The following is a 21,196-nucleotide window of genomic DNA, read 5'->3' as shown; positions in this document are numbered from 1 at the left end:
GGGGCGGATTTATTTCCAGGACAAAAAATAAATCCGCCCTTCTTTTCTTCACCCTTCTCCTCAGATAAAAAATCAACCATCCCAAGCATGTATATGCTAAAAATAGTTGGCTAGAGAGCCTTATCTTTTACAATACTTCCACCAACTCAAATTCTTCTGCCACAAGTTCCATAGCCTCGTCGAACGAGCCCTCTCTTTGGAAAAAATCTTTATGACCCTGCATCCAGTACCTGAGACTGAGATCCCCTTCACCTTCCTTCCTCGCAAGATCTTGATCTACGTCACAGTAACGAATTATACGCATCGAAATAACTCTAACTACACATACAGGCTCGCCCTTACTATTGAGAATGATACTGTAACCGCCAATAGTGGGTGATTCATTCTCATATTTGAATGACGAGAGCGAGCAACATGCGGCTGTTTTTACCCCTTTAATAACAAGCCCAGCCAACTCATCTGCCATTTCTGGAGTATCCCCAAACGGCCATGCAATAGCTCCGGGATACTTAACCTTTAAATCATCAATCATGTTCATAACTAAATCCCTTTAAATCATGTTGTTGGCTACAGGGTTAAAAATAGATCCATCCTCTTTTGCCCTCTAACAGCGCCACCGCTATTTGAAAGTACCGGCTTTCACGCTACGCATACGTTCAATAAATGCATCATTCTCCGGCCTGCTCCACCCCGGATGAGCTGCTCTAGCTGCGTCATACCATTCCTGCGGCCGTGTAATAGCCGCATTTTTCATCTGGTCCCATGTGGGCGGCAAACTTGCTGTCTTCATGCACTCGGTCAGCGGACTCGTCTGCACCCCGTGCGGCAAACCAAGTCCATCGAGCGAGTCCAGCCGTTTCAGGGAAGCGCCGTCCGCCTCGGCCGCGCCGTGGCGGAATGGATAGTTCGTGGGTGCCAGTACCTGATACCAACCGATACGGGCGTTTTGCTTGTCCAGCGGTGCGACAAGCAGGGTTAACTTGACGTCCTCAGCCGGCCCGTCATGAGTCCTGGTCTTCTCGTTAACACCTGGGCCCGTCCAGGGGAAATACCCGTCCGCTTCGTAACCGAGTTGCTGCACGCCGACATACACCTGGCCCTTGCGCAGTACAACGAACTTAATCCAGACCCTGTCCGGGAGCTCGCGCACTTCACGCACGAAGGTGCGGCCTGCGTCGGTGGAGAAGATGAGCTTCTGTGTTGCACCCGCCGTCATCGCGAAAATCACATCCGGGTCGTCGCTGGAAAAATATATGTCTGGAACACTGCCTTCGCCCACATAGGAATCAATACCCTGGGCCGGGTCGACGTAGCGAACGATACCTTTGCAGCTAGCGTTCAATTCGGCCGTAAACCACGTTTGCGCAGTCCACTGCCAGGCCTTTTGCGGCGGCGCATATAAAGCCAGTGCGCCCGAGAATTCGCGAATTTCCGGCGTTTGCCGAGTGGGCGACGGGATGGGGGGATGGATCCCGCAGGCCGAGAGCACGCTGGTCAGCGCCAGCATGGCGCAGGAAAGACGTTTGAATTGCATCAGAAGGCTCCGATCATCTGCGCCGTCGCGCGGTCATTGCCGGCTGCACCGACGAGGGGGCAACCTGCGTGTGCATAGTGAACGAGGGCGAAGATAAGCACCTCATTTATTGCGCCCTTCATCGTGTGCGTATTGATGCAGGCGCGATTGTTCACAGGCTCGCTGATTTGAGAAAAGCTGACGTCCATAAATGTCGCGTCCTTGAGTCCAGCCCTTTCAAGGTCTTTGAGAACACAGCCAAATACGGTTGGAATACCCAGCTTCGGGCAGTGAAGATCAACTGTGGGAGTTGTCGAGCTTTAGCGAGGCTGCGATAGCGGTGGGTCCGCCAACATCAATGCTGGCAGTACCGACGCTATCGCAGCCTCGCTAAAGCTCGACAGCTCCCACTGGGGTTTCACGTCGCCGGCTAGATCTTCATCCCCAGCCTGATGCGACTGGTTTTTCAAAGACCCTGAAAGGGCGGCCCTTAAGTCGAGATGTTCCATTCCAACCTTCGATTACCTTAAAGCCATTCCTTAGGGAAACCGGAGGCAGGGCACGATTTTTCGCTAGTCAGAACACCCCACCCCGCAACCACCTGCGCCCAACCTGGCCCAGATCCTGCCTATATCAACGCCACCCAGTCGGTACTGACTATGCGGACGACACTTTTGAACCCTGCCGCTTCAGTCACTCCTCCGATAATCGAATGATTACTGACATAAACGCCGAGGCCCACCATGACGAGCGCATCCACCGAACAGGTAAGCCCCAAAACCCTGCGAAAGGTGATCATCGCCGCCGGCATCGGCAACTTTGTCGAGTGGTTCGACTTCGCCGTCTACGGCTTCCTCGCCACCACCATCGCCCAACAATTCTTCCCCAGCGGCGACGCCAGTGTGGCGCTGCTCAAAACCTTCGCCGTGTTCGCTGTCGCCTTTGCGTTCCGCCCTCTGGGAGGGATTTTCTTCGGCATGCTGGGCGACCGAATCGGCCGTAAGCGCACCCTGGCGATGACGATTCTGCTGATGGCGGGTGCAACCACCTTGATCGGTCTACTCCCCACTTACGCCGCCATCGGTGTCGCAGCGCCGATTCTGTTGTCGCTGATCCGTTGCGCCCAGGGCTTTTCCGCCGGGGGTGAATACGCCGGGGCCTGTGCCTACCTGATGGAGCACGCGCCCAGTGACAAACGCGCCTGGTACGGCAGCTTCGTCCCGGTGTCGACGTTTTCTGCCTTCGCTGCCGCAGCCGTGGTGGCTTATGCGCTTGAGGCGTCGTTATCCGCCGAGGCGATGGGCAGTTGGGGCTGGCGTCTGCCGTTTCTGATTGCCGCGCCGTTGGGGCTGGTGGGGCTTTATCTGCGCTGGAAGCTGGATGAGACGCCGGCCTTCCAGGCGGTGAAGCAGGAGCATGCCGTCGCTCATTCGCCCCTCAAGGAAACCTTGCGCAACCATGGTGCGGCGATCTGCTGCCTGGGCGCTTTTGTGTCACTTACGGCGCTGTCGTTTTATATGTTCACCACTTACTTTGCGACGTACCTGCAAGTCGCGGGCGGCCTGAGTCGGGCGGCGGCGTTGCTGGTGTCGTTGATTGCGTTGATTTTCGCGGCGGCGATTTGTCCGTTGGCGGGGTTGTATTCGGATCGGGTGGGGCGTCGGGTCACGGTGATGACGGCGTGTGTGTTGTTGATGGTGGTGGTGTATCCGTCGTTCCTGATGGCGAGTTCGGGGTCGTTCGCGGCGTCTATCGTCGGGGTGATGTTGCTGGCCGTTGGCGCGGTGTTGTGTGGGGTGGTTACGGCGGCGCTGCTGTCGGAGACCTTTCCGACCCGTACGCGGTACACCGCGTCGGCGATTACTTACAACATGGCCTACACGCTGTTCGGTGGTACCGCGCCGCTGGTGGCCACGTGGTTGATCAGCACCACCGGCAGCAACTTGTCGCCGGCGTTTTATCTGATCGCGGTGGCGTTGCTGGCGTTGGCGGGTGGGTTGGCGTTGCCGGAGACTTCGAGGATTTCCCTGCATGAGGTGGGGGCGGAAGACAAAGTCGTCGCAGACCTGAACGCTGGCACGCGGGTATGATCCGGAATAACCCAGCCTGATTGGACCCATGTTTATGCCCGTTTCCCAAACGCGCCCCTCACCCGCACCATTCCTCAAGCCCGGCGAGACCGTGGTGCTCTTCGACGGTGTGTGCAAGCTGTGCAATGGCTGGGCGCGGTTCCTGATTCGGCATGATCACCCACGGCGCGTGCGGTTGGCAGCGGTACAGTCGCCGGAAGGCCAGGCGCTGTTGGCCTGGGCAGGGTTGCCGTTGGATCAGTTCGAGACCCTGGCGGTGATTCGCGACCAGCGCTACTGGGTGCGTTCGGGTGCGGTTTTCGAAATCATTGCGCAACTGCCCTCCGCGTGGCGTCCATTGCTGCTGTTGCGTGGCGTTCCTCGGGTGCTTCGGGATTGGGCCTACGATCGCATTGCGCGCAATCGCTACCGGCTCTTCGGGAAGTACGACACCTGTCTGTTACCGAACCCCGATCATGAACAACGCTTTTTGAAGGGGCCCCTATGAATGCCTTGGCGCGCATCAACTGGATCGCCCGAAGGGGCCCTGGTGTTCATGTTTCGCCAAACGTGGCCGGGCTTGCCCTGCGCGCAGTGGCCTGGAGCACCAGAACTCGAGCGTGACGGGGCTCTCCCCTCCGTCAGAACCCTCTCAACTTGACACTGCCAATAAACTGCAAACTCTTTTGTCCCTCGGGCATCATCGGCTGCACCTGCGGAAACCGGAAGTCACTCAAGGCCTCTACCGCCGCTTTATCGAACGCGTTGTCACCCGAACTTTCGAACACTGATAGCTGCGGTACCAGGGAGCCCAGGGTGTATTCAAACTGGACTTTGACTGGTTTGCTAACCGAGCGTGGTTTGAAGGTTTTCAACAAGGCCAACCCAGCACTCATGTTCTTTCTGTTAATCCGGTTCGATACGGTATGGGCCCAGACTTGGTTATAGCGATTTTTCTGGGGGATCGTCAGGGTCAGCCCCTCGGCACGCAACCTTTCAACGCCCTTCCATGAATCATCGTCGATGGATTCCATCGCGCTCAGGTAAAGCGCCAGCGCACCCTCGAGATCCTGAGGGCCACCTTTGCCGTCCTCCATCAACTTGGCCAGGCCCGCCTTACCGCTGACGTCCTCGGGAGCGTTGGCGGCGCGCCGATAATACTGCCGGGCCTTCACATAGTCGGGAGATTCGCCGACACCGTCTTCTGCCATACGGCCGAGTTGGTAATAGACCCGCCCGTCCCCATCGGCTGCGGATTGGTAGAGGGCTTTGGCCTTAGGTATGTCTTGCGGCACACCCACGCCGCGTTCATACATGGCGGCGAGCACGGTGCTGCATACACGGTTACCCTTATTGCTGCGCTCGCGAATTTCTTCGACTCGCTCCTGGGTCATAGGGCCTTCCACCCTATAGGTCCAGCAATTGAAGCTCGAGGAAAAATCGTCCTGACTACCAGAGCCAGTGTTTTGGCATCCTGCAAAAAACGCTGTGAATGTCAGTAAAACAGCAACTCTGTGTGTGAATGGAAACTGCAAAACGCGCTTCTCCTTGTGCTCGCGACGCCTGAAAATGACACTATTATGCCATCATTTTGCCGCAACATTCGGAACACTGAGGCTCTGCGTGATGGGTGTAGAAATCGGAGGCAGACCACCATTTTCAAAAAACTGCTTTCGCCTCATCCAATGCAAACCTTGTTCGCCTCCAATTTCCCGCAAAAATCAATACAGTCAAACTGTACAGTTTTTCTGTTCCAGTGCTAATCTCCAGTCATGAGCAAATCCTCAATCACCCCCAACACCCAATCAACCGCCACCCTGGCCGCAGAGCTGCGCATCTCCCTGAGCAAGCTGATCCGCCGGCTACGCGAGCAAACCCATCCGAATGATTTCACTTGCGCCCAGAAGTCGGTGCTGCTGCGCCTGGACCGTGACGGCCCTACTACCGTATCCGCCCTTGCCCGTGCGGAAAGTGTTCGCCCGCAGTCCATGCGCATTACCGTTGCCGGGCTGGAAACGATGAAGGCGGTCAGTGGTCAACCGGACCCCACCGATGGGCGGCAAACCCTGATTGACCTGACACCGGTTTTTCGTAAACACCTCAACGCCAGTCGGGCGGCTAAAGACGACTGGCTGTTACGTGCCCTGCAAGAGCAACTGTCCCCTGAAGAACAAGGCGAACTCGCTGCGGCGGTCAAGCTGCTGGAGCGTCTCGCCGATGTTTGAGTGATTTCCAACCTGTTTGAGGCAATAGCATGGCCGTCACCGCGCTTGATCCAAACACCGCCTTGATCGTTGTTGACCTGCAACAAGGCATTGCCGGTTACCCCTTTTTTGCTGATTTGTTTAACCGCTTGAGCTGAGATAATCCGGGAGATTCATACCATGGAGCTATACACCGACCGGCTTTACCTGCGGCAGTTGAACGTCGGCGACTGGGGATTTTTCCGGGACCTTCACGCTGACCCATTGGTCGTTCAGTACGTCTGCGACATCCCATCCGAGACCGAAACCCGAGAAAAATTTGAAGCCCGGTTGCCTCAGTGGCTGCCAGGCTCCAGCCATTGGTTGTGTCTTGTCATCGTCAATAGGCACAGCGGGATTCCCATCGGGGTCACCGGTTTGAAGCGGGTACCCGATGAAAACGCAACAGCAGAAGTCGGCTATCTGCTCTGCGCAGAGCATCACGGAAAAGGCTACGGTTTTGAATCGCTGCAGCGGGTGATGGCCTATGCCCGCGACACGCTTGGGCTCACTGTACTCACGGCCGTGGTGACCGATGGAAATACGTCCTCTTGCCACCTCCTTGAAAAATGCGGCTTCCAGTTTCAACAACGCAATACCAACGCCTACCTGCTCAACGGACGGATGTTTGATGACCTTGTCTACCGGCATCAGATGGCTGAGCCTTCGAACTAAAGTAGATAAGACGAGCACGGCTCAAGCCATCATCGATTTGCTTGAAACAAGAGGTGCCTGAACATGCAATGGCTCGATCTGGTTGCTTACTGCTTCGGCGGGGCCTTTCTGGCGAACGCAGTGCCGCATTGCGTCAGCGGGGTGATGGGAAAGGCGTTCCAAACGCCATTTGCAAACCCACCGGGACAGGGACTGTCCTCGTCGACGGTGAACGTGCTCTGGGGCTTTATCAATCTGGTTATCGGCTACGTACTCGTCTGTCGCGTGGGTGATTTCGAGCTCAAGAGCACGGCTGATGCCGTCGCACTCGGGCTCGGGGCCCTGGCACTGAGCCTGTATGTGGCGCGCCACTTCGGCCGCTTCCACGGTGGCAATACGTCGCAGCCGTCATGAGCCTCATGGGCACTTTCCGTTCGCTGCGCAGCGTCAACTACCGCATCTGGGCCGCCGGCGCCCTGGTGTCGAATATCGGCACGTGGATGCAACGCACGGCCCAGGATTGGCTGGTGTTGACCCAGCTCACCGCGCACAACGCGTCGGCGGTCGGCATCGTCATGGCGTTGCAGTTCGGGCCCCAGCTTCTGTTGCTGCCATGGACCGGCTTCGCAGCCGATCACTACAACCAGCGAAAGCTGTTGATGGTCACCCAGGGCGTGATGGGCGTGCTGGCTTTGGTGCTGGGGCTGTTCACCCTCACCGGCATCGTCCAGCTCTGGCACGTCTATGTGTTCGCTTTTTTGTCCGGCTGTGCCTCGGCGTTCGATGCGCCCGTGCGGCAGATATTCGTCGCAGAGTTGGTGGGAGAAAAGGACCTGTCGAACGCCATCGCGCTCAACTCGACCTCATTCAACATGGCGCGCATGATCGGCCCGGCGGTGGCCGGCGTGACTATCGCGTCGGTGGGCACCGGCTGGGCATTCCTGATCAATGGCGCGAGCTTTTTTGCGGTGCTGGCCTCGCTGTTTCTGCTGCGAGTCTCCGGTTTGCATGCGAACCTGCGGGCACTGCGGACCAAAGGCAGCCTGACCGAGGGGTTGCGTTACGTGTGGTCTCGGCCGGACTTGAAGGCGATCCTGGTCATGCTGTTTCTGATCGGCACCTTCGGGCTGAACTTCCCGATTTTCATCTCGACCATGGCCGTCAGCGTTTTCCACACCGACGCCCGTGGCTACGGCCTGCTGTCGTCGATCCTGGCCATCGGCACCGTCGCCGGGGCACTGCTCGCTGCCGGGCGTGAACGACCACAGTTCAAGTCCCTGCTGATCGGCGCGGCGGTGTTCGGGATCGGCTGCGCGCTGGCGGCCCTGGCGCCGAACTACTGGTTGTTCGCTGGAGCACTGGTGATCATCGGCGTGGGCGCCTTGACCTTCAGCAACACCACCAACAGCCTGATGCAACTCACCACCGAGCCTGCCATGCGCGGACGGGTGATCGCCCTGCGTGTTGGCATCGCCCTCGGCGGCACGCCGATTGGCGCGCCCATCGTGGGTTGGGTGGCTGATCATCTGGGCCCACGCTGGGCACTCGCAGTCGGCGCGGCATCGGGCATTCTGGCTGCCGGCGTGGCGATCTACACCATGAGGCGGCAGTTGCATCGGCCTAAGTAGAACGGATTTAACAGGGGCCAGATTGATGTATTCAAGTTCAACCCAATCCACCCTCTGCCCCCGCCACTCAGTCAACGCTTGAGCGCATCACATTGAGCCCTTAGGTCGCTGTTAGAAATAGAACCGCAGCTACCCTGGCCGTTCTTGGCGTTACAGAGATAGCGCTGGTCTGCATTGTCGATAGTGTTGCAACTGCCGCTGCCGCCGCCGGTTTCGGCGTTGCAGGTTGCGCGTAAGTCGCTGTTGGAGATCGCGTTGCAGCTGCTGCCTCCGCCTGTCTTGGCGTTGCAGTAATAGCGTAGGTCGGCGTTATCGATGGTGTTGCATTTACCGCTGCCTCCGCCGGTTTCAGCATTGCAAGTCGCGCGCAAATCGTTGTTGGAGATCGCGTTGCAACTGCCGCTGCCACCACCGGCCTTGGCATTGCAGTAATAGCGTTGGTCGGCATTGTCGATGGTGTTGCAGCCGGCGAAGGCATAACCGCTGAGCATCAACAGCAAGCCAATAAAAACTCTCATCTTTCTTCCTTGATTTGCCGGGAAATAGCCCGGTATTGTCTGGCCCGCCAGGGCCCGCCGCAAGGAAAAGGGGGCAAGCCACGATAAACCCCCTCAGTGCCGACGACAAAACTGCAACCTCCGGAGTCCGAAATGCCCTCAACCCAACGCGACAGCGCACGTATCGAACGTCGCCTGGTCGCGACCCTGACCGAAGCCTGTGAAACCGCCAAAGCTGAAATCATCGGCTTTGACTGGCTGACGCACGAAGTCGACTACGCAGCCTTCCCCCAAAGCCTGCGAGTGATCTGGGTATTTGATACCCGATCAAACAAGGAGCAAGCCCTGGCAAAGGGAGAAGACCAACGCATACGTGAACTGACGGGCGCCGCGTTGAGGGATGCCGGTGTGGATCTGCCCTCATTGGACCGCTGCTTACGGTTCGATTCCGAGGAAGAATGCCGTCTCCAGCACGGCGGAGATTGGCGTCTGCGCCTGGCCAAGCTGCATGCGGTAAAGGGGTAAGGCCGTGGCTAAAGATATCGAGAATCCGTGTGTCTCAATCTGTCAGCTAAGTGGCGATCTATGCGTCAGCTGTGGGCGGAGCAAGGAAGATATTCGCAAGTGGAAGCGGATGAAGCGCCCCGAGAAGATGGCCGCCGTGCAGAGAGCGTCTTTGCGGTTGAAGGCGTTGAAAAAAGGCAAGTGACGGCGGGCTGCGACAACATCAAAGACAATGGCCTGCGCAACCAGTGTAGGTCCTTGTAGCACCCGTCATCATTCACACGCCAACAACTCACTGATCCACCGCACCTGCCGAGCAATCTCCTGCCTCTTCTCCTCCGGCACCTCCTGCCGCGCTCGGGCGAACTGGCTCAGCGTCTGTTGTTTGTGCCGCAGGATACGCCGCCACTTACCCAGGAACGCCGGGCTGCGCGCCTGCATCTGCAGCGGGCCGAAGTACAACTCTTCGTCGCTGTAGATCACCGGCCCGGCGCGTTCGGCGACGATGATTTCGTAGTCGAAGCGGTTTTCCCGCAGCAGTTCCTCGCAGAGGATGCAGTAGTTATTTTCCATCAGCCATTGGCGCAGGGGTTGCTCGCCGCCGTTGGGTTGCAGGATCAGGCGTTCCTGGCCGCTCAGGTGTGCCTTGCCGCTGTCGAGGATGTCGCGGATGGTCTCGCCGCCCATGCCGCAGATGCTGATCGCGGTGATTCGGTCTTGTGGCTCGATCGCCGCCAGGCCATTGCCCAGGCGCACGGTGATCTGCGAGTCCAGGCCGTTCTCGCGCACGGTGCGTTCGGCCGAACGGAACGGCGTCAGGGCCACTTCGCCGGCCACCGCCGCCGCGATGGTTCCACGGCGCATCAACGCCACCGGCAGGTAGCCGTGATCGGAACCGATATCGGCCAGGCGCGCCCCCGCTGGCACATGGGCTGCCACGCGCTCCAGGCGCATGGACAATGTCTGTTCGTTCAACTGCTGTTCCTTTTCACCACGAATGTCCGGCACCTTTGGCATGGGCGCGGGCGGCCATGATGCTGGGTGAGGGCTGCTGGGTAAAGGGCCGATACGGGTAGGCCGTGAAGATCAACTGTGGGAGTTGTCGAGCTTTAGCGAGGCTGCGATGACGTCGGCACAGCCAACATTGAGGGTGCCTGACCCACCGCTATCGCAGCCTCGCTAAAGCTCGACAACTCCCACAAGGGTTTACATCGCCGGTTAGATCTTCACCTTCAGCCAGAGGCGACTGGCTGTTCAAAGACCTTGAGCGGCAGGCCTCTTAGTGTGCCGCAACCGCCGCCTTGCCGTGCGCTCGTCGGCCAGGCTTGAAGCCATGGGACCGGGCCGTCCAGGCAATCGCAAAGCCCACCGCCAGCAGCACCAGCATCGCCCACGGGAACGAGGCCACACCCCAGGTATCCAGCAGGACGCCACCGACCACACCACTGCCGGCAATGGCACTGTTCCAGGCCACCACGTTCAGCGATAGCGCCACATCCGCCCCATCCCCCGCTGCATCCGCCAGGGCGGTTTGCAGCAAGGTCGCGGCGCCGCCAAAACTCAGGCCCCAGATCGCCACACCGACATAGATCACCTCGGGTACCTCGGCCAGGAAACCAAATGCCAGGCACGTCGCGGCAAAGGTCGCCAGGCTGACCAGCACCGTTCTGCGCAATAGCGGCTCGACCAATTTGGCAGTGATCCAGATGCCCACCAACGCTGCCACGCCGAAGACCAGCAGCACCAGGTCCACGCGTTCGAGCAGCCCGGCGGGGGCCACGAACGGTGCGATGTAGGTGTAGAGAATGTTGTGGGCCAGCATCCAGGCAATCACCACGGCCAATACCGGCCGTACACCGGGGGTGGTCAGCACTTTGCGCAGCGGCAGGCGCTGGTGAGCGGCTTGCCCGGGATAGTCCGGGACCTTCACCAACACCCAGACAATCAATACCAGGGTCATGGCCGAGATGATGCCGAATGCGGTGCGCCAGCCCACCACGCTGCCCAGCCAGGTGCCAAGGGGCACGCCGAGTGACAGGGCAATCGGTGTGCCGACCATGGCCAGCGCCAGCGCCCTGCCCTGTTGATCAGGCGCGACCATGCGCCGGGCGTAACCGGCCAGCAGGCTCCACGCCAGGCCCGCCGCCATCCCGGCGAAGAAGCGTGCCACCAGCGTTATCCCATAGTGGGACGACAGCGCAGTGATCGAGTTGAACAGCAAAAAACCGACGATCGTCAGCAACAGCACATTTCGTCGACGCCAACCGCGAGTAGCGATGGTCAGCGGGATCACCGCCAGCACTGAACCCAAGGCATAGGCCGTGACCATCTGGCCGGCCAGGGATTGGGAAATCGCCAGGCCGTCGCTGATTTGCGGCAGCAAGCCTGCCGGCAAGGTTTCGGTCACGATGCAGATGAAGCCTGTCATCGCCAACGCCAATAAGGCGCCGATGGGCAGGCGTTCAGGTACGGCGGCTGAGAGGGAGAGTGAAGGGGTCACGGGGAGAGGCTCCTGGGCTGAGAGAGGCTCGACGAGCCACTTAAATACTGATCGATACAAATGTTGAAGCGGCGAACTGCCGTTGTCAACGACTTATGTATCGACTAGTATTTAACTCATCACTCTGAGGATTCAGTCATGGCGCAGATGGGACGCCCCCGCAGCTTCGACCGCGATCAAGCCATTGAGCAGGCCTTGCACCTGTTCTGGGAGCATGGCTACGACGCCACGTCCTTGAGCCAATTGAAAGCTGGCCTGGGTGGCGGCATTTCCGCACCGAGTTTTTACGCCGCCTTCGGCTCCAAGGACGCGCTGTTCCAGGAATGCGTGCAACGCTACCTGGCGACATTTGCCCAGGTCACCGAATGCCTGTGGGATGAAAGCCTGCTGCCCCGACAGGCCATCGAAACGGCGCTGCGCCAGTCGGCGCGCATGCAGTGTGAAGACAGTCACCCGAAAGGCTGCATGGTCGCGATGGGCGTGATGAGCGCGCCCTCCCCGGAGAATGCTCATGTCACCGCAGCGCTGACTCGCTCCCGGCTGCGCACTCGCGCCGGGATTGTGGCCTGTGTCGAGCGCGGCATCGCCACCGGGCAATTACCCGTCAACGCCCATGCCTTGGCCACGGTGTTCGACAGCTTCCTCCAGGGGATTTCCATCCTTGCCCGGGATAGCGCGGACCATGATGTGATTGACGCCGCCATCTCCCACCTCATGCTGACCTGGGACCTGTCAGCCGCTACCGCGCCGCCCACTCATCGCGGTACTGCAGCAGAAAGTCCACGAACGCCCGAACCCGCTGCGGCACGTAACGACCATGGGGATACAACACGGTAAAGGGCCGCGAGCGACCGCTGTACGGTTGCAAAACCTCCACCAGGCTGCCGTTGGCCAGTTCCTCTTCGACAATGAACCGGCAGGTCTGGAACAACCCTGCGCCATGTTTGGCCAGGGTTACGCCACCCAGCACATCGTCCGAACAGCTGTAACCGACCTCACCGGAAAACTCCTGCTCCTTGCCGTTGACCTGGAACAGCCAGGCGATGCGTCGCCCATTGCTCGGCAACTCGTACTGGATGCATTCGTGGGCGGGCAGATCCTCCAGGGTCCGGGGCGTGCCGGCACGTTGCAGATAGGACGGCGCCGCGATCACCACCAGCCGGGCGTCCTCCAGCAAACGGGCAATCAGGCCTGAGTCCGGCTGGGCGCTCACGCGGATCGCCAGGTCATAGCCTTCGGCGACGAAGTCGATGTTGCGGTTGCTGATATGCACATCCACCGTGACCTGCGGGTAAAGCGCACGAAACTTCGGCAGCAACGGCAAGATCCGGTGGTGGCCGTAGGTGGTCGGGATGCTGATGCGCAACAGCCCCGACGGTACCGACTGCGCGCCCATTACTACCTGCTGCGCCTCCACCAATTGCGTCAACGCTTGCCGGCATTGCTCGAAAAAGGTTTGGCCAGCGTCTGTCAGGCGAATACTGCGGGTAGTACGAACAAACAACCGCGACCCCAAGCGCTTCTCAATACGAGAAATACTACGGCTGATCGCTGCCGGTGCGATGCCCGCCACCTTCGCGGCGGCGGTAAAGTTTTTGGCCTCGGCAGCCAGGCAAAACAGTTCGATGCTACCCAACTGCACGTCTTCAAAATGGCGCTTCATAAGTCATTACACCGCCTATCAACCCAAGGACCTGAATCTCTCTGACACATAAATACAGCCCTCAACGCCCAACAAGCACCATCACCCACGCCGTCAGGTACATCCCCACCCCGAAAACGGCATGGCCCGCGAGGCTGCGCAACCGGGCAATATTGGGCTTGGGTGTCCGGGATGCTGCAACACCCGCCCCCATCGCCGGTTGCAACACGAAGAACGGCGCCACGACCGAGACCACGCCAAAGGTGAGCGCGGGCAGGAACGAGGGCTGGCGTGCCCACTCGAGCCCCACGATCAACAGTAGCAACGCCGCGAAAATCACCCCGATGGCGTAATGAATCCCCCACCCCAGCGAACTTTCCCCGGCAATGGGCGATGATTTCGCGATACTGGCGTGCATCCAGCGTCCACGCGGGAGATGACCAACCCACCGACCCACCATGGAAAAATCCAGAGAGGGCACGCCAAAACAGCGCTTGAGCAACAACGCCCAAAGGTCCATGACGAGGGTTGCGCCAACACCGATAACCACCGCGTACACACAATATTCAGCCATGCTGCTGCTCCTTTCTGATCGTTGAAAGTGAGAGCAGCCGATCCGCTTATGTTCTCACCAAACCAAACATTCAATTAATTGATTGAATGTTTGGGCGATGCTAGGATCTTTCCCATGAAACCGTCAAGCCCCCCACTCCCTCCCGAACACTTCACCGCGCTGGCAGAAATTGCCCGAACGTTGGGCCATGCCCATCGCCTCGCCCTGCTTGAGTACATCGCTCAAGAGGAGCGTTCTGTCGAACATCTGGCCGAGCTGTCCGGTGTGTCCGTCGCCAATGCCTCTCAGCATTTGCAGCAGCTCAAGCGGGCGGGCATCGTACAGACACGCCGGGACGGCAAGCGCGTGTTGTATAGCCTGGGCGCTGGTCCGGTGGCGCCGCTGCTGGAAGCGCTGCGCAACTATCTGGCGTTCCAGCATGCCGAGATACGCGAGGTCGCCCTGGACAGCCTCTCCCGGCGTGAACGCCTGGAAGGCATCTCCATCGAAGAATTACTGGCGCAGATGCAAAGCGAGAGCGTGGTGCTGCTGGATGTGCGGCCGGAAGATGAGTTCGCCTCCGGGCATTTGCCCGGCGCGCTCAATATCCCCGCGCAGGAGTTGCAACAGCGGCTGGCAGAACTGCCCCCAGGCAAACAGGTAGTCGCCTACTGCCGCGGGCCTTATTGCGTACTGTCCACCGATGCCGTCAATACACTGCACGCCTATGGCCTGCCCGCCCGCAGACTGCGTGCCGGGTTTGGCGACTGGAAAGCAGCTGGCCTGAGCGTGGAATGATTTGTCAAAACCATCGGAAACGAAATGATCAGAAACCTTGAACCACCTGACCTGGATACCGTCCTGGATATCTGGCTGGATGCCTCGCTCAAAGCCCATGACTTTATCGATCCCGCCTTCTGGCGGTCCCAGGTCGAGAACATGCGCAACCTGTATCTCCCCGCCTCAGAGACCTGCGTCATTGAGCGCGAAACACGGGTGGTAGGCTTTTATTCATTGCTCGACAGCCAGTTGGCCGCACTGTTTGTCGCCCCCGACTGCCAGGGCCAAGGCCTGGGCAAACAATTGATTGCCCATGCCAAAACACAACGCGCCGAACTGACCCTGGCGGTTTACAAAAACAACCAACCCAGCTGCCAGTTCTATCTTTCACAAGGGTTTGTGGTGACCCACGAGCAGACCGACGAACAGACCGGGCAACCGGAATACCTGATGAGTACCGTCGACACTGATCCTCAGTAATCCGTCATCACCCCATGGCGCTTCAACTCTGGCTGTCGAAATCCGCCGCATCATGCCGCTCGCGCAACTGCTCGGCGGGCTCCCCGGAGACGCGGTTGACCCGGCGCCCACGCTGCACCGCCGGACGTGCGTCGATGGCATCGGCCCAACGCACGACGTGCGTGTAGTCCTGCACCGAGAGGAATTCGGCAGCCCCATACAACCGGCCTTTTACCAGGCCGCCGTACCACGGCCAGATCGCGATGTCGGCGATGGTGTACTCATCGCCGGCGATGTATTCGCTCACCGCCAGTCGTTTGTCCAACACGTCGAGTTGGCGCTTGGTTTCCATCGCGAAGCGGTCGATGGCGTATTGGATCTTGGTCGGCGCGTAGGCGTAGAAATGACCAAACCCACCGCCCAGGTACGGCGCGCTGCCCATCTGCCAGAACAGCCACGACAGGCATTCAGCCCGCGCAGCCGGTTCGGTGGGCAGGAACGCGCCGAATTTCTCCGCCAGGTACTGCAAGATCGCTCCCGACTCGAAGACCCGAATCGGCTTTGCACCACTGCGGTCCATCAAGGCGGGAATTTTCGAGTTCGGGTTCACCGACACAAAACCGCTACCAAACTGGTCGCCCTCGCCGATCCGGATCAACCATGCATCGTACTCCGCACCCTGATGACCGAGGGCCAACAGCTCTTCCAGCAAGATGGTGACCTTCTGCCCATTCGGCGTCGCCAGGGAATACAGCTGGAGTGGGTGACGCCCCACCGGGAGTTCCTGATCGTGGGTCGCACCGGCGGTGGGCCGGTTGATGTTGGCGAAGGTGCCGCCGTTCTCGGTGTCCCAGGTCCAGACTTTGGGCGGCAGGTAGTCAGGTGAATCGGTCATGTTCAGTACTCCTGAGGTGCTAGCGGATCAATGCATTGATCCAGACTAAACCAAAGGCTGGTGACTGGTCACACAATGGATGCCGCCGCCACCGGCTGCGATGGCATCGATATTGAGCTGTACCACCTTACGGTCGGGGTAAAGCTGCGATAGCAGGTCGAAGGCTTTCTTGTCGGCCGGCGCGTCACCAAACTCGGGCGCAATCACCGCGCCGTTGATCACAAAGTAGTTGATGTAGCCCGGTGCGAAGTCCGGGTTGTTTCGGCTGAACGGGCTCTTGCGTGGGTTGAGCGGTGGCGACACGATGTGTATTTGCAGCGCGCGGCCGTCGGCATCGGTGGCCTTCTTCAGAATCTCCAGGTGCGCCAACGTGACCTTGTGATCGTAGGACTCAGGGTCAGTGTCGAGGTTGGCAATCACCACGCCGGGTTTGACAAAGCGTGCATAGAAGTCGACATGGGCGTCGGTGATGTCCTTGCCCTTGATGCCCGGCAGCCAGATGATTTTGCGTAAACCAAGCCGCTCCTTCAGCTCTGCCTCGACGTCAGCCTTGCTCCAGTCGGGGTTGCGATTGGTATTGATCCAGCTGCTTTCGGTCATGATCCCGGTGCCGTGGCCATCCACTTCGATCGCCCCGCCCTCGCCCACCAGTTCACTGCGGATCGCCTGGGCGCCCGTTTCCTCGGTGACCAGGGTCGCCAGCAAGGCATCGTCGGCATGCTGCTGTTTATTGCCCCAGCCGTTGAAGTTGAAATTCACCGCGCCGAGTCCACCCTTGTCATCGACGACAAAGTTGGCACCGGTATCGCGCATCCAGATATCGTCCAGCTCGGTGATCACGAAGGTGGTGTTGCTGCTCCCGCACAGTTCCTCTGCCAGGTCCCGCTCGTCTTCACGACAGAACACCGTGACCGGCTCATAACGAGCAATGGCCCGGGCGATCCGGCCCAGGGCTTCTTGCACGCCAGGCGTGAAGTCTTCGTGAATGGCTTCCTGCGCACCGAATGCGATAAAGGCCTGCCGGTGTTTTTCGCCCTCGTCCGGCATGTACCAGCGGCCCTGGAGGGCAGCCTGCACTCGTGCCGGGCTCAGGCCCAGGGAGGCGGCGACGCCCAGGCCGGTCACCACCGATACCTGCTTGATGAAATCGCGACGTGTTGACATGTGTACCTCTGAAAGTCGGGTGGCCGTCACTTGACGGCAGTTGTCTTGAATTTAGTCCAGACCCGCATCCGCGCACGCATGTCGGCCTGGGGTATGTCCTTGCCCGGGATCAGCCGTTCGAACGTGGCGTCATCGGGATAGATATCCGGGTTGTTGCGCATCGCCGGGTCAACGCTTGGCCGAGCCTTGGCATTCGCGGTGGGATAGCCGGTGAAATTGCTGATGGCCGCCATGTTCTGCGGGCGCATCACGAAGTTGATGAAGGCGTAGGCGTATTCCGGATGTTGCGCGTCCACCGGGATCGCCATGGTGTCCATCCATACCGTGGTGCCTTCCCGGGGGATGTGGTACTGGAACGTGACCTTCTTGCCAGCGGCATCGGCCGCGCGTTGCGCCTGGGTCATATCCCCGCTGTAACCCAGGGACAGGCACAGGTTGCCGTTGACCAGGTCGGTCACGGGTTGCGACTGGAACTTGCGGATGTACGGTCGCAGCTTGAGCAACAGCTCACTGGCCGCCGCCAAATCCTGCGGCTTACCGCTGCGTGGATCACGGCCCAGGTAATTGAGCGCCACGGCGAGCACTTCATCCGGCGAATCGATCAGGGAAATCCCGCAGTCCGCGAACTTGGCAGCCAGTTCCGGCTTGAACAGCAGGTCCAGGCTGTTGACCGGCGCATCCGGCAGACGCTGCTTGATCTGCTCGGCGTTGTAGGTCACGCCGATGGTGCCCCAGGTATAAGGCACAGTGGCCTTGTTCGAATAGACATAGTGGGTGCGCAACTTTTTCAGGCCCGGTTCGATGTCATCCAGCGCGGTGAGTTTGGATTGATCCAGCGGCTGCAGGCTGCCGGCGCGCATCAGCCGCTCGCCCACGGTGTCGCCCGGGAAGATCAGGTCATAGCCACTGCCGCCCGCCATGAGCTTGGCCTCCAGGGTTTCGCTGCCGTCCATCACATCGTAGATCACCTTGATCCCGGTTTCGGCGGTGAAGCGAACCAAGGTGTCCTCGGCGAAATAGTCGGCCCAGTTGTAGAGCTTCAGGGTCTTGTCCTCAGCCTGGGCCGTAGACAATGCAACGCTCAGGGCTAATCCCAGACAGCAGTGGATCCTGTTCATATCAAACCTCTTGAGTCTGCCAACGGGCATGGAGATGACGACCATCCAGGCTTAACAGCCCGCCATACATTTCCGGCCTGCGGTCGCGGTAGATGCCCCAGGTCAGGCGCTCTTGCGCCATCGCAGCCAGGTCCAGGCTGTGGACCAGCACGCCGGCGCTGTCGCGATCCGCTTCGGCGAGCAGCTTGCCCTTGTGGTTGCAGATGAAGGACGAACCGTAGAAGTTCATCTGCAAGTCCGGGTCGGTGGTCGCCACTTCCCGGCCGATACGGTTGGCCGCCACCACCGGCAGGATGTTGGCGGCGGCATGGCCACGCATGGTCATCTGCCAATGGTCACGGGAATCCAGGGTGGCGCAGCCAGGTTCAGACCCAATGGCCGTGGGAAACAGCAACACTTCGGCGCCCATCAGCGCCAGGCAACGGGCGGTCTCGGGGAACCACTGATCCCAGCAGATACCCAGGCCGAGGCGCCCGAACGCCGTGTCCCAGACCCGAAAACCGGTATCGCCGGGGCTGAAGTATTCTTTCTCCTGATAGCCGACGGCATTGGGGATATGGGTCTTGCGGTAGACACCCAGCAACTGCCCGTCGGCATCGGCCACGCTCAGCGAGTTGAAGTAGGCGTTGCCCGCCTTCTCGAACCAACTCAGCGGCAATACCACGCCCAACTCCTTGGCCAACGCGGCGAAGCGCTTGAGCACCGCGCTGTGCCGGTATTCTTCGGCCAACGCCAAATGCTTGTGGTGTTGCTCGATGCAGAAATACGGGGTGGCAAACAACTCTTGCAGCAGGATGACCTGCGCGCCCTTGGCCGCCGCCTCACGCACCTGTTGCTCGGCCTGATCAAGGTTGTGTGGCAGATCCCAGGTGCAGGACATCTGAGTGGTCGCAATCGTCAAAAGGCTCATGGCATCAACCCTTCAATGGCCAGGCCGGCTGTTGCTGAGTGATGCAATGCACACCGCCGCCGCCATGGGCCAGGTGATTGATCTGCACCGGCACCACCACGCGGCCGGGGAAGGCTTGAGCCAACACCTGCGCCGCCACGTTGTCCGCATCAATGCCATAGGCCGGCATGATGATCGCGCCGTTGGCGATGTAGAAATTGGTGTAGGAGGCGCAGAACACTTCAGCGTCTGTGTCCACGGCGTCGGTGGCTTCGTACAGTTCGATCAGCTCGAATTTACGGCCTTGGGCATCGGTTGCCAGCGCCAGGGCGCGACGGTTTTCTCGTACCACCTCGGCGTATACCGAATGCTTGTCGTGCGTGGCGTCTACCAGCAACACGCCAGGACGAGCGAAAGCGCACACGCCATCGACATGGCCGTCGGTCATGTCGCCGGTCACGTAATCCGGATCTCCCGGCAACCAGATGGTTTTCTTCACACCCAGCAGGCGCGCAAAAATGTCCTCCATCTCGGCCTTGTTCATCCCGGGATTACGATTGGGGTTGAGCAACACCGACTCGGTGGTGATCAGCGTGCCTTCGCCATCCACATGAATCGCGCCGCCTTCATTACTCAACGGCGTGCCGAAGCACGGCAGGCCCAAGTGATTGAGCACACGACGCGCCAGGCCTTCATCCAAATCATGGGCCGACTTGCCACCCCAGGCGTTGAAGCGCCAGCTCACCCCGGCCAACCCTTGTTGTCGGTGGCAGACGAAGCTGGGGCCGGAGTCCCGGCACCAACTGTCATTCACGGGCAGCGCAATCAGTTCGATGTTGGGCCCGCACAACGCTTGGGCACTGGCGACAGCAGCAGGGTCGACGACCATCTTCACCGGTTCAAAACGGGCAATGGCGTTGGCCACACGGGCAAAATCAACTTGCACCTGAGGCAAGGTGACGCCCCAACCCGACTCCCACAGAGCCTGGTTATGGGGCCACACCATCCAGGTCGCGGCGTGCCGGGACCATTCCGCAGGCATCCACCAACCGTTGTTTTGAATTTCATCCTGCTGCATGACAAGTACCTTTGAGTTAAGTCATTGTGTTCAATGAAAACTACCTGTGTGGTCTTGGCGTGCATGCTACGGCGGGCAAAACGGGCAAACAAACGATGGATTTTGCAGATAAATGATTAGAGGAGCTTATCAATATGCTCAAGCACTGGCCGCCACTCGGCACCCTGCGCGGCTTTGAAGCCGCCGCCCGACTGGGCAGTTTCCACAAGGCTGCCGAAGAGCTGCACCTCACTCAATCGGCGATCAGCCAGCAGATTCGCAGCCTGGAAGCGTACCTGGAGCAGCCGTTGTTTTTCCGCAGTGGCCGCAGCGTCAGCCTGACCGATGCGGGGCACGACTTCCTGAGCACCACCCAGTCACTGCTGCAGCAACTGGCCGTCGGCGTGCGCCGCCTGGGGCAGTACCGCAAACCCAACCAACTGGTGCTCAACACCACCCCAACCTTCGCCCGCCACTGGCTGCTGCCACGCCTGGAAGATTTCCGCCGCCAGCATCCGCAGGTGGACTTGTGGATCTTCAGCACCGATGAAGTCCCGGACATGGCGAGCCAGACCATCGACCTGGCGGTGCGCGACGACATCAGTTCCCAGGCCGAGTGCAGCTTCAAAGTGCTGCATGCCGACCGCCTGTACCCGGCGTGCCATCCACGCTTATTGGCCACGCCCCAGGAGCAACGCACCACCCTCCACGGCGAGCGGGAAATGGATTGGAGCCATTGGGCGGTGGAAGCCGGTATCGATGTCGGCCAGAAGGATCAGGGCCTGAACTTCTCCGACCCCGGCCTGCTGCTGGACGCGGCCTGTGCCGGGCTCGGCATTGCGCTGGTCAGCCAACTGCTGAGCCAGCAAGCCCGCGCCGATGGGCTGCTGCAACCCTTGATCGAGTCGACCATTCGCGGGCCGAACTGGGCGTTGCTGACTCACCGTGACAGTGAGAACAATCCACTGGCGCAGAGCTTCAGTGAATGGTTAATTGGCAACCTGGCGGCATAAGCGATGGGTGAGGTTCGA

General features: G+C 59.7%; 26 protein-coding genes. 12 read left to right on the top strand and 14 right to left on the bottom strand.

Going from position 1 to position 21,196, the window contains the following annotated elements; all coding sequences use genetic code 11:
- Positions 1-127: 127 nt before the first annotated feature.
- The 3 genes from GNF76_RS24095 to GNF76_RS24085 all read right to left on the bottom strand — a co-directional run bounded on the left by GNF76_RS24095 (position 128) and on the right by GNF76_RS24085 (position 1,722).
- Positions 128-538, bottom strand: coding sequence for an ASCH domain-containing protein (locus GNF76_RS24095; RefSeq protein ID WP_155585581.1), 411 nt, complete (start codon positions 536-538; stop codon positions 128-130).
- An 81-nt stretch (positions 539-619) separates the two neighbouring features.
- Positions 620-1,534 carry a hypothetical protein gene (locus GNF76_RS24090; protein WP_155585580.1) on the bottom strand — a complete coding sequence of 305 codons (915 nt, stop codon included), beginning with the start codon at positions 1,532-1,534 and terminating at the stop codon, positions 620-622.
- Complete coding sequence (locus GNF76_RS24085) at positions 1,534-1,722, bottom strand: hypothetical protein (protein WP_155585579.1); 189 nt, start codon at positions 1,720-1,722, stop codon at positions 1,534-1,536. The genes GNF76_RS24090 and GNF76_RS24085 overlap by 1 nt, the downstream gene beginning before the upstream one ends.
- Positions 1,723-2,256: 534 nt before the next feature.
- On the opposite strand from GNF76_RS24085, the gene GNF76_RS24080 reads away from it, so the two are divergent.
- Positions 2,257-3,603: an MFS transporter gene (locus GNF76_RS24080; protein WP_155585578.1), complete on the top strand. Its 1,347-nt coding sequence runs from the start codon at positions 2,257-2,259 to the stop codon at positions 3,601-3,603.
- A 34-nt stretch (positions 3,604-3,637) separates the two neighbouring features.
- Positions 3,638-4,090 (top strand): thiol-disulfide oxidoreductase DCC family protein, encoded by a 453-nt coding sequence (locus GNF76_RS24075; RefSeq protein WP_155585577.1) that lies wholly within the window; start codon positions 3,638-3,640, stop codon positions 4,088-4,090.
- 133 nt (positions 4,091-4,223) lie between these two features.
- On the opposite strand, the gene GNF76_RS24070 is transcribed toward GNF76_RS24075, so the two are convergent.
- Positions 4,224-4,976, bottom strand: a complete 753-nt coding sequence (locus GNF76_RS24070; RefSeq protein WP_155585576.1) for an SEL1-like repeat protein — start codon at positions 4,974-4,976, stop codon at positions 4,224-4,226.
- A gap of 378 nt (positions 4,977-5,354) precedes the next feature.
- On the opposite strand from GNF76_RS24070, the gene GNF76_RS24065 reads away from it, so the two are divergent.
- The 4 genes from GNF76_RS24065 to GNF76_RS24045 all read left to right on the top strand — a co-directional run bounded on the left by GNF76_RS24065 (position 5,355) and on the right by GNF76_RS24045 (position 8,107).
- A complete protein-coding gene (locus tag GNF76_RS24065) occupies positions 5,355-5,807 on the top strand; it encodes a MarR family winged helix-turn-helix transcriptional regulator (RefSeq protein WP_155585575.1) in 453 nt (150 codons plus the stop codon).
- Between the two features lie 159 nt (positions 5,808-5,966).
- Complete coding sequence (locus GNF76_RS24055) at positions 5,967-6,500, top strand: GNAT family N-acetyltransferase (protein WP_155585574.1); 534 nt, start codon at positions 5,967-5,969, stop codon at positions 6,498-6,500.
- Between the two features lie 63 nt (positions 6,501-6,563).
- Positions 6,564-6,893, top strand: coding sequence for a hypothetical protein (locus GNF76_RS24050; RefSeq protein WP_155585573.1), 330 nt, complete (start codon positions 6,564-6,566; stop codon positions 6,891-6,893).
- Between the two features lie 5 nt (positions 6,894-6,898).
- Positions 6,899-8,107, top strand: a complete 1,209-nt coding sequence (locus GNF76_RS24045) for an MFS transporter (RefSeq protein WP_155585572.1) — start codon at positions 6,899-6,901, stop codon at positions 8,105-8,107.
- 71 nt (positions 8,108-8,178) lie between these two features.
- Here the strand turns inward: GNF76_RS24045 and GNF76_RS24040 are convergent, their stop codons facing one another.
- On the bottom strand, positions 8,179-8,625 hold the full coding sequence (locus tag GNF76_RS24040) for a hypothetical protein (protein ID WP_155585571.1): 447 nt from the start codon (positions 8,623-8,625) through the stop codon (positions 8,179-8,181).
- 132 nt (positions 8,626-8,757) lie between these two features.
- On the opposite strand from GNF76_RS24040, the gene GNF76_RS24035 reads away from it, so the two are divergent.
- Positions 8,758-9,129 carry a hypothetical protein gene (locus tag GNF76_RS24035; RefSeq protein WP_155585570.1) on the top strand — a complete coding sequence of 124 codons (372 nt, stop codon included), beginning with the start codon at positions 8,758-8,760 and terminating at the stop codon, positions 9,127-9,129.
- A 4-nt stretch (positions 9,130-9,133) separates the two neighbouring features.
- Positions 9,134-9,313, top strand: a complete 180-nt coding sequence (locus tag GNF76_RS24030; protein ID WP_178123532.1) for a DUF1289 domain-containing protein — start codon at positions 9,134-9,136, stop codon at positions 9,311-9,313.
- A 68-nt stretch (positions 9,314-9,381) separates the two neighbouring features.
- On the opposite strand, the gene GNF76_RS24025 is transcribed toward GNF76_RS24030, so the two are convergent.
- A complete protein-coding gene (locus GNF76_RS24025; protein ID WP_281354941.1) occupies positions 9,382-10,083 on the bottom strand; it encodes a tRNA (adenine(22)-N(1))-methyltransferase in 702 nt (233 codons plus the stop codon).
- 304 nt (positions 10,084-10,387) lie between these two features.
- The gene (locus tag GNF76_RS24020) at positions 10,388-11,608 is read right to left on the bottom strand and encodes an MFS transporter (RefSeq protein WP_178123531.1); all 1,221 of its coding nucleotides are present in this window, start codon (positions 11,606-11,608) and stop codon (positions 10,388-10,390) included.
- A gap of 138 nt (positions 11,609-11,746) precedes the next feature.
- Here GNF76_RS24020 and GNF76_RS24015 point away from each other — a divergent pair, with 138 nt between their 5' ends.
- A complete protein-coding gene (locus GNF76_RS24015; RefSeq protein ID WP_155585567.1) occupies positions 11,747-12,445 on the top strand; it encodes a TetR/AcrR family transcriptional regulator in 699 nt (232 codons plus the stop codon).
- Here the strand turns inward: GNF76_RS24015 and GNF76_RS24010 are convergent.
- Positions 12,348-13,271 carry a LysR family transcriptional regulator gene (locus GNF76_RS24010; protein WP_155585566.1) on the bottom strand — a complete coding sequence of 308 codons (924 nt, stop codon included), beginning with the start codon at positions 13,269-13,271 and terminating at the stop codon, positions 12,348-12,350. The genes GNF76_RS24015 and GNF76_RS24010 overlap by 98 nt on opposite strands.
- A gap of 61 nt (positions 13,272-13,332) precedes the next feature.
- Positions 13,333-13,824 carry a DUF2938 domain-containing protein gene (locus GNF76_RS24005; protein WP_155585565.1) on the bottom strand — a complete coding sequence of 164 codons (492 nt, stop codon included), beginning with the start codon at positions 13,822-13,824 and terminating at the stop codon, positions 13,333-13,335.
- Between the two features lie 114 nt (positions 13,825-13,938).
- Here GNF76_RS24005 and GNF76_RS24000 point away from each other — a divergent pair, with 114 nt between their 5' ends.
- Positions 13,939-14,601, top strand: a complete 663-nt coding sequence (locus GNF76_RS24000; RefSeq protein WP_155585564.1) for an ArsR/SmtB family transcription factor — start codon at positions 13,939-13,941, stop codon at positions 14,599-14,601.
- Positions 14,602-14,625: 24 nt separating this feature from the next.
- The gene (locus GNF76_RS23995) at positions 14,626-15,063 is read left to right on the top strand and encodes an N-acetyltransferase (RefSeq protein ID WP_155585563.1); all 438 of its coding nucleotides are present in this window, start codon (positions 14,626-14,628) and stop codon (positions 15,061-15,063) included.
- Positions 15,064-15,085: 22 nt separating this feature from the next.
- Here GNF76_RS23995 and yghU read toward each other — a convergent pair whose 3' ends face one another.
- Genes yghU through GNF76_RS23970 form a run of 5 tightly spaced genes read right to left on the bottom strand, consistent with a single transcriptional unit; the run spans position 15,086 to position 20,186 of the window.
- Positions 15,086-15,937 carry a glutathione-dependent disulfide-bond oxidoreductase gene (gene yghU, locus GNF76_RS23990; RefSeq protein WP_155585562.1) on the bottom strand — a complete coding sequence of 284 codons (852 nt, stop codon included), beginning with the start codon at positions 15,935-15,937 and terminating at the stop codon, positions 15,086-15,088.
- 45 nt (positions 15,938-15,982) lie between these two features.
- Positions 15,983-17,101: an agmatine deiminase family protein gene (locus GNF76_RS23985; RefSeq protein ID WP_155585561.1), complete on the bottom strand. Its 1,119-nt coding sequence runs from the start codon at positions 17,099-17,101 to the stop codon at positions 15,983-15,985.
- 26 nt (positions 17,102-17,127) lie between these two features.
- Positions 17,128-18,219, bottom strand: coding sequence for an extracellular solute-binding protein (locus tag GNF76_RS23980; protein WP_155585560.1), 1,092 nt, complete (start codon positions 18,217-18,219; stop codon positions 17,128-17,130).
- Position 18,220: 1 nt separating this feature from the next.
- The gene (aguB, locus tag GNF76_RS23975; protein ID WP_155585559.1) at positions 18,221-19,129 is read right to left on the bottom strand and encodes an N-carbamoylputrescine amidase; all 909 of its coding nucleotides are present in this window, start codon (positions 19,127-19,129) and stop codon (positions 18,221-18,223) included.
- Between the two features lie 4 nt (positions 19,130-19,133).
- A complete protein-coding gene (locus GNF76_RS23970; RefSeq protein ID WP_155585558.1) occupies positions 19,134-20,186 on the bottom strand; it encodes an agmatine deiminase family protein in 1,053 nt (350 codons plus the stop codon).
- A gap of 134 nt (positions 20,187-20,320) precedes the next feature.
- Between GNF76_RS23970 and GNF76_RS23965 the strand changes: the two genes are divergently transcribed.
- The gene (locus tag GNF76_RS23965) at positions 20,321-21,178 is read left to right on the top strand and encodes a LysR substrate-binding domain-containing protein (RefSeq protein ID WP_155585557.1); all 858 of its coding nucleotides are present in this window, start codon (positions 20,321-20,323) and stop codon (positions 21,176-21,178) included.
- The last annotated feature ends 18 nt before the right edge of the window (positions 21,179-21,196 follow it).

Source organism: Pseudomonas spelaei (genome assembly GCF_009724245.1).
Taxonomy (GTDB): domain Bacteria; phylum Pseudomonadota; class Gammaproteobacteria; order Pseudomonadales; family Pseudomonadaceae; genus Aquipseudomonas; species Aquipseudomonas spelaei.
This window is presented reverse-complemented; position numbering and strand designations above follow the sequence as displayed.

Excerpts from the sequence above, each read along its gene's own strand:
- GNF76_RS24095 (WP_155585581.1), bottom strand. The coding sequence starts at position 538 with ATGAACATGATTGATGATTTAAAGGTTAAGTATCCCGGAGCTATTGCA.
- GNF76_RS24090 (WP_155585580.1), bottom strand. The coding sequence starts at position 1,534 with ATGCAATTCAAACGTCTTTCCTGCGCCATGCTGGCGCTGACCAGCGTG.
- GNF76_RS24085 (WP_155585579.1), bottom strand. The coding sequence starts at position 1,722 with ATGGACGTCAGCTTTTCTCAAATCAGCGAGCCTGTGAACAATCGCGCC.
- GNF76_RS24080 (WP_155585578.1), top strand. The coding sequence starts at position 2,257 with ATGACGAGCGCATCCACCGAACAGGTAAGCCCCAAAACCCTGCGAAAG.
- GNF76_RS24075 (WP_155585577.1), top strand. The coding sequence starts at position 3,638 with ATGCCCGTTTCCCAAACGCGCCCCTCACCCGCACCATTCCTCAAGCCC.
- GNF76_RS24070 (WP_155585576.1), bottom strand. The coding sequence starts at position 4,976 with ATGACCCAGGAGCGAGTCGAAGAAATTCGCGAGCGCAGCAATAAGGGT.
- GNF76_RS24065 (WP_155585575.1), top strand. The coding sequence starts at position 5,355 with ATGAGCAAATCCTCAATCACCCCCAACACCCAATCAACCGCCACCCTG.
- GNF76_RS24055 (WP_155585574.1), top strand. The coding sequence starts at position 5,967 with ATGGAGCTATACACCGACCGGCTTTACCTGCGGCAGTTGAACGTCGGC.
- GNF76_RS24050 (WP_155585573.1), top strand. The coding sequence starts at position 6,564 with ATGCAATGGCTCGATCTGGTTGCTTACTGCTTCGGCGGGGCCTTTCTG.
- GNF76_RS24045 (WP_155585572.1), top strand. The coding sequence starts at position 6,899 with ATGGGCACTTTCCGTTCGCTGCGCAGCGTCAACTACCGCATCTGGGCC.
- GNF76_RS24040 (WP_155585571.1), bottom strand. The coding sequence starts at position 8,625 with ATGAGAGTTTTTATTGGCTTGCTGTTGATGCTCAGCGGTTATGCCTTC.
- GNF76_RS24035 (WP_155585570.1), top strand. The coding sequence starts at position 8,758 with ATGCCCTCAACCCAACGCGACAGCGCACGTATCGAACGTCGCCTGGTC.
- GNF76_RS24015 (WP_155585567.1), top strand. The coding sequence starts at position 11,747 with ATGGCGCAGATGGGACGCCCCCGCAGCTTCGACCGCGATCAAGCCATT.
- GNF76_RS24010 (WP_155585566.1), bottom strand. The coding sequence starts at position 13,271 with ATGAAGCGCCATTTTGAAGACGTGCAGTTGGGTAGCATCGAACTGTTT.
- GNF76_RS24005 (WP_155585565.1), bottom strand. The coding sequence starts at position 13,824 with ATGGCTGAATATTGTGTGTACGCGGTGGTTATCGGTGTTGGCGCAACC.
- GNF76_RS24000 (WP_155585564.1), top strand. The coding sequence starts at position 13,939 with ATGAAACCGTCAAGCCCCCCACTCCCTCCCGAACACTTCACCGCGCTG.
- GNF76_RS23995 (WP_155585563.1), top strand. The coding sequence starts at position 14,626 with ATGATCAGAAACCTTGAACCACCTGACCTGGATACCGTCCTGGATATC.
- yghU (WP_155585562.1), bottom strand. The coding sequence starts at position 15,937 with ATGACCGATTCACCTGACTACCTGCCGCCCAAAGTCTGGACCTGGGAC.
- GNF76_RS23985 (WP_155585561.1), bottom strand. The coding sequence starts at position 17,101 with ATGTCAACACGTCGCGATTTCATCAAGCAGGTATCGGTGGTGACCGGC.
- GNF76_RS23980 (WP_155585560.1), bottom strand. The coding sequence starts at position 18,219 with ATGAACAGGATCCACTGCTGTCTGGGATTAGCCCTGAGCGTTGCATTG.
- aguB (WP_155585559.1), bottom strand. The coding sequence starts at position 19,129 with ATGAGCCTTTTGACGATTGCGACCACTCAGATGTCCTGCACCTGGGAT.
- GNF76_RS23970 (WP_155585558.1), bottom strand. The coding sequence starts at position 20,186 with ATGCAGCAGGATGAAATTCAAAACAACGGTTGGTGGATGCCTGCGGAA.
- GNF76_RS23965 (WP_155585557.1), top strand. The coding sequence starts at position 20,321 with ATGCTCAAGCACTGGCCGCCACTCGGCACCCTGCGCGGCTTTGAAGCC.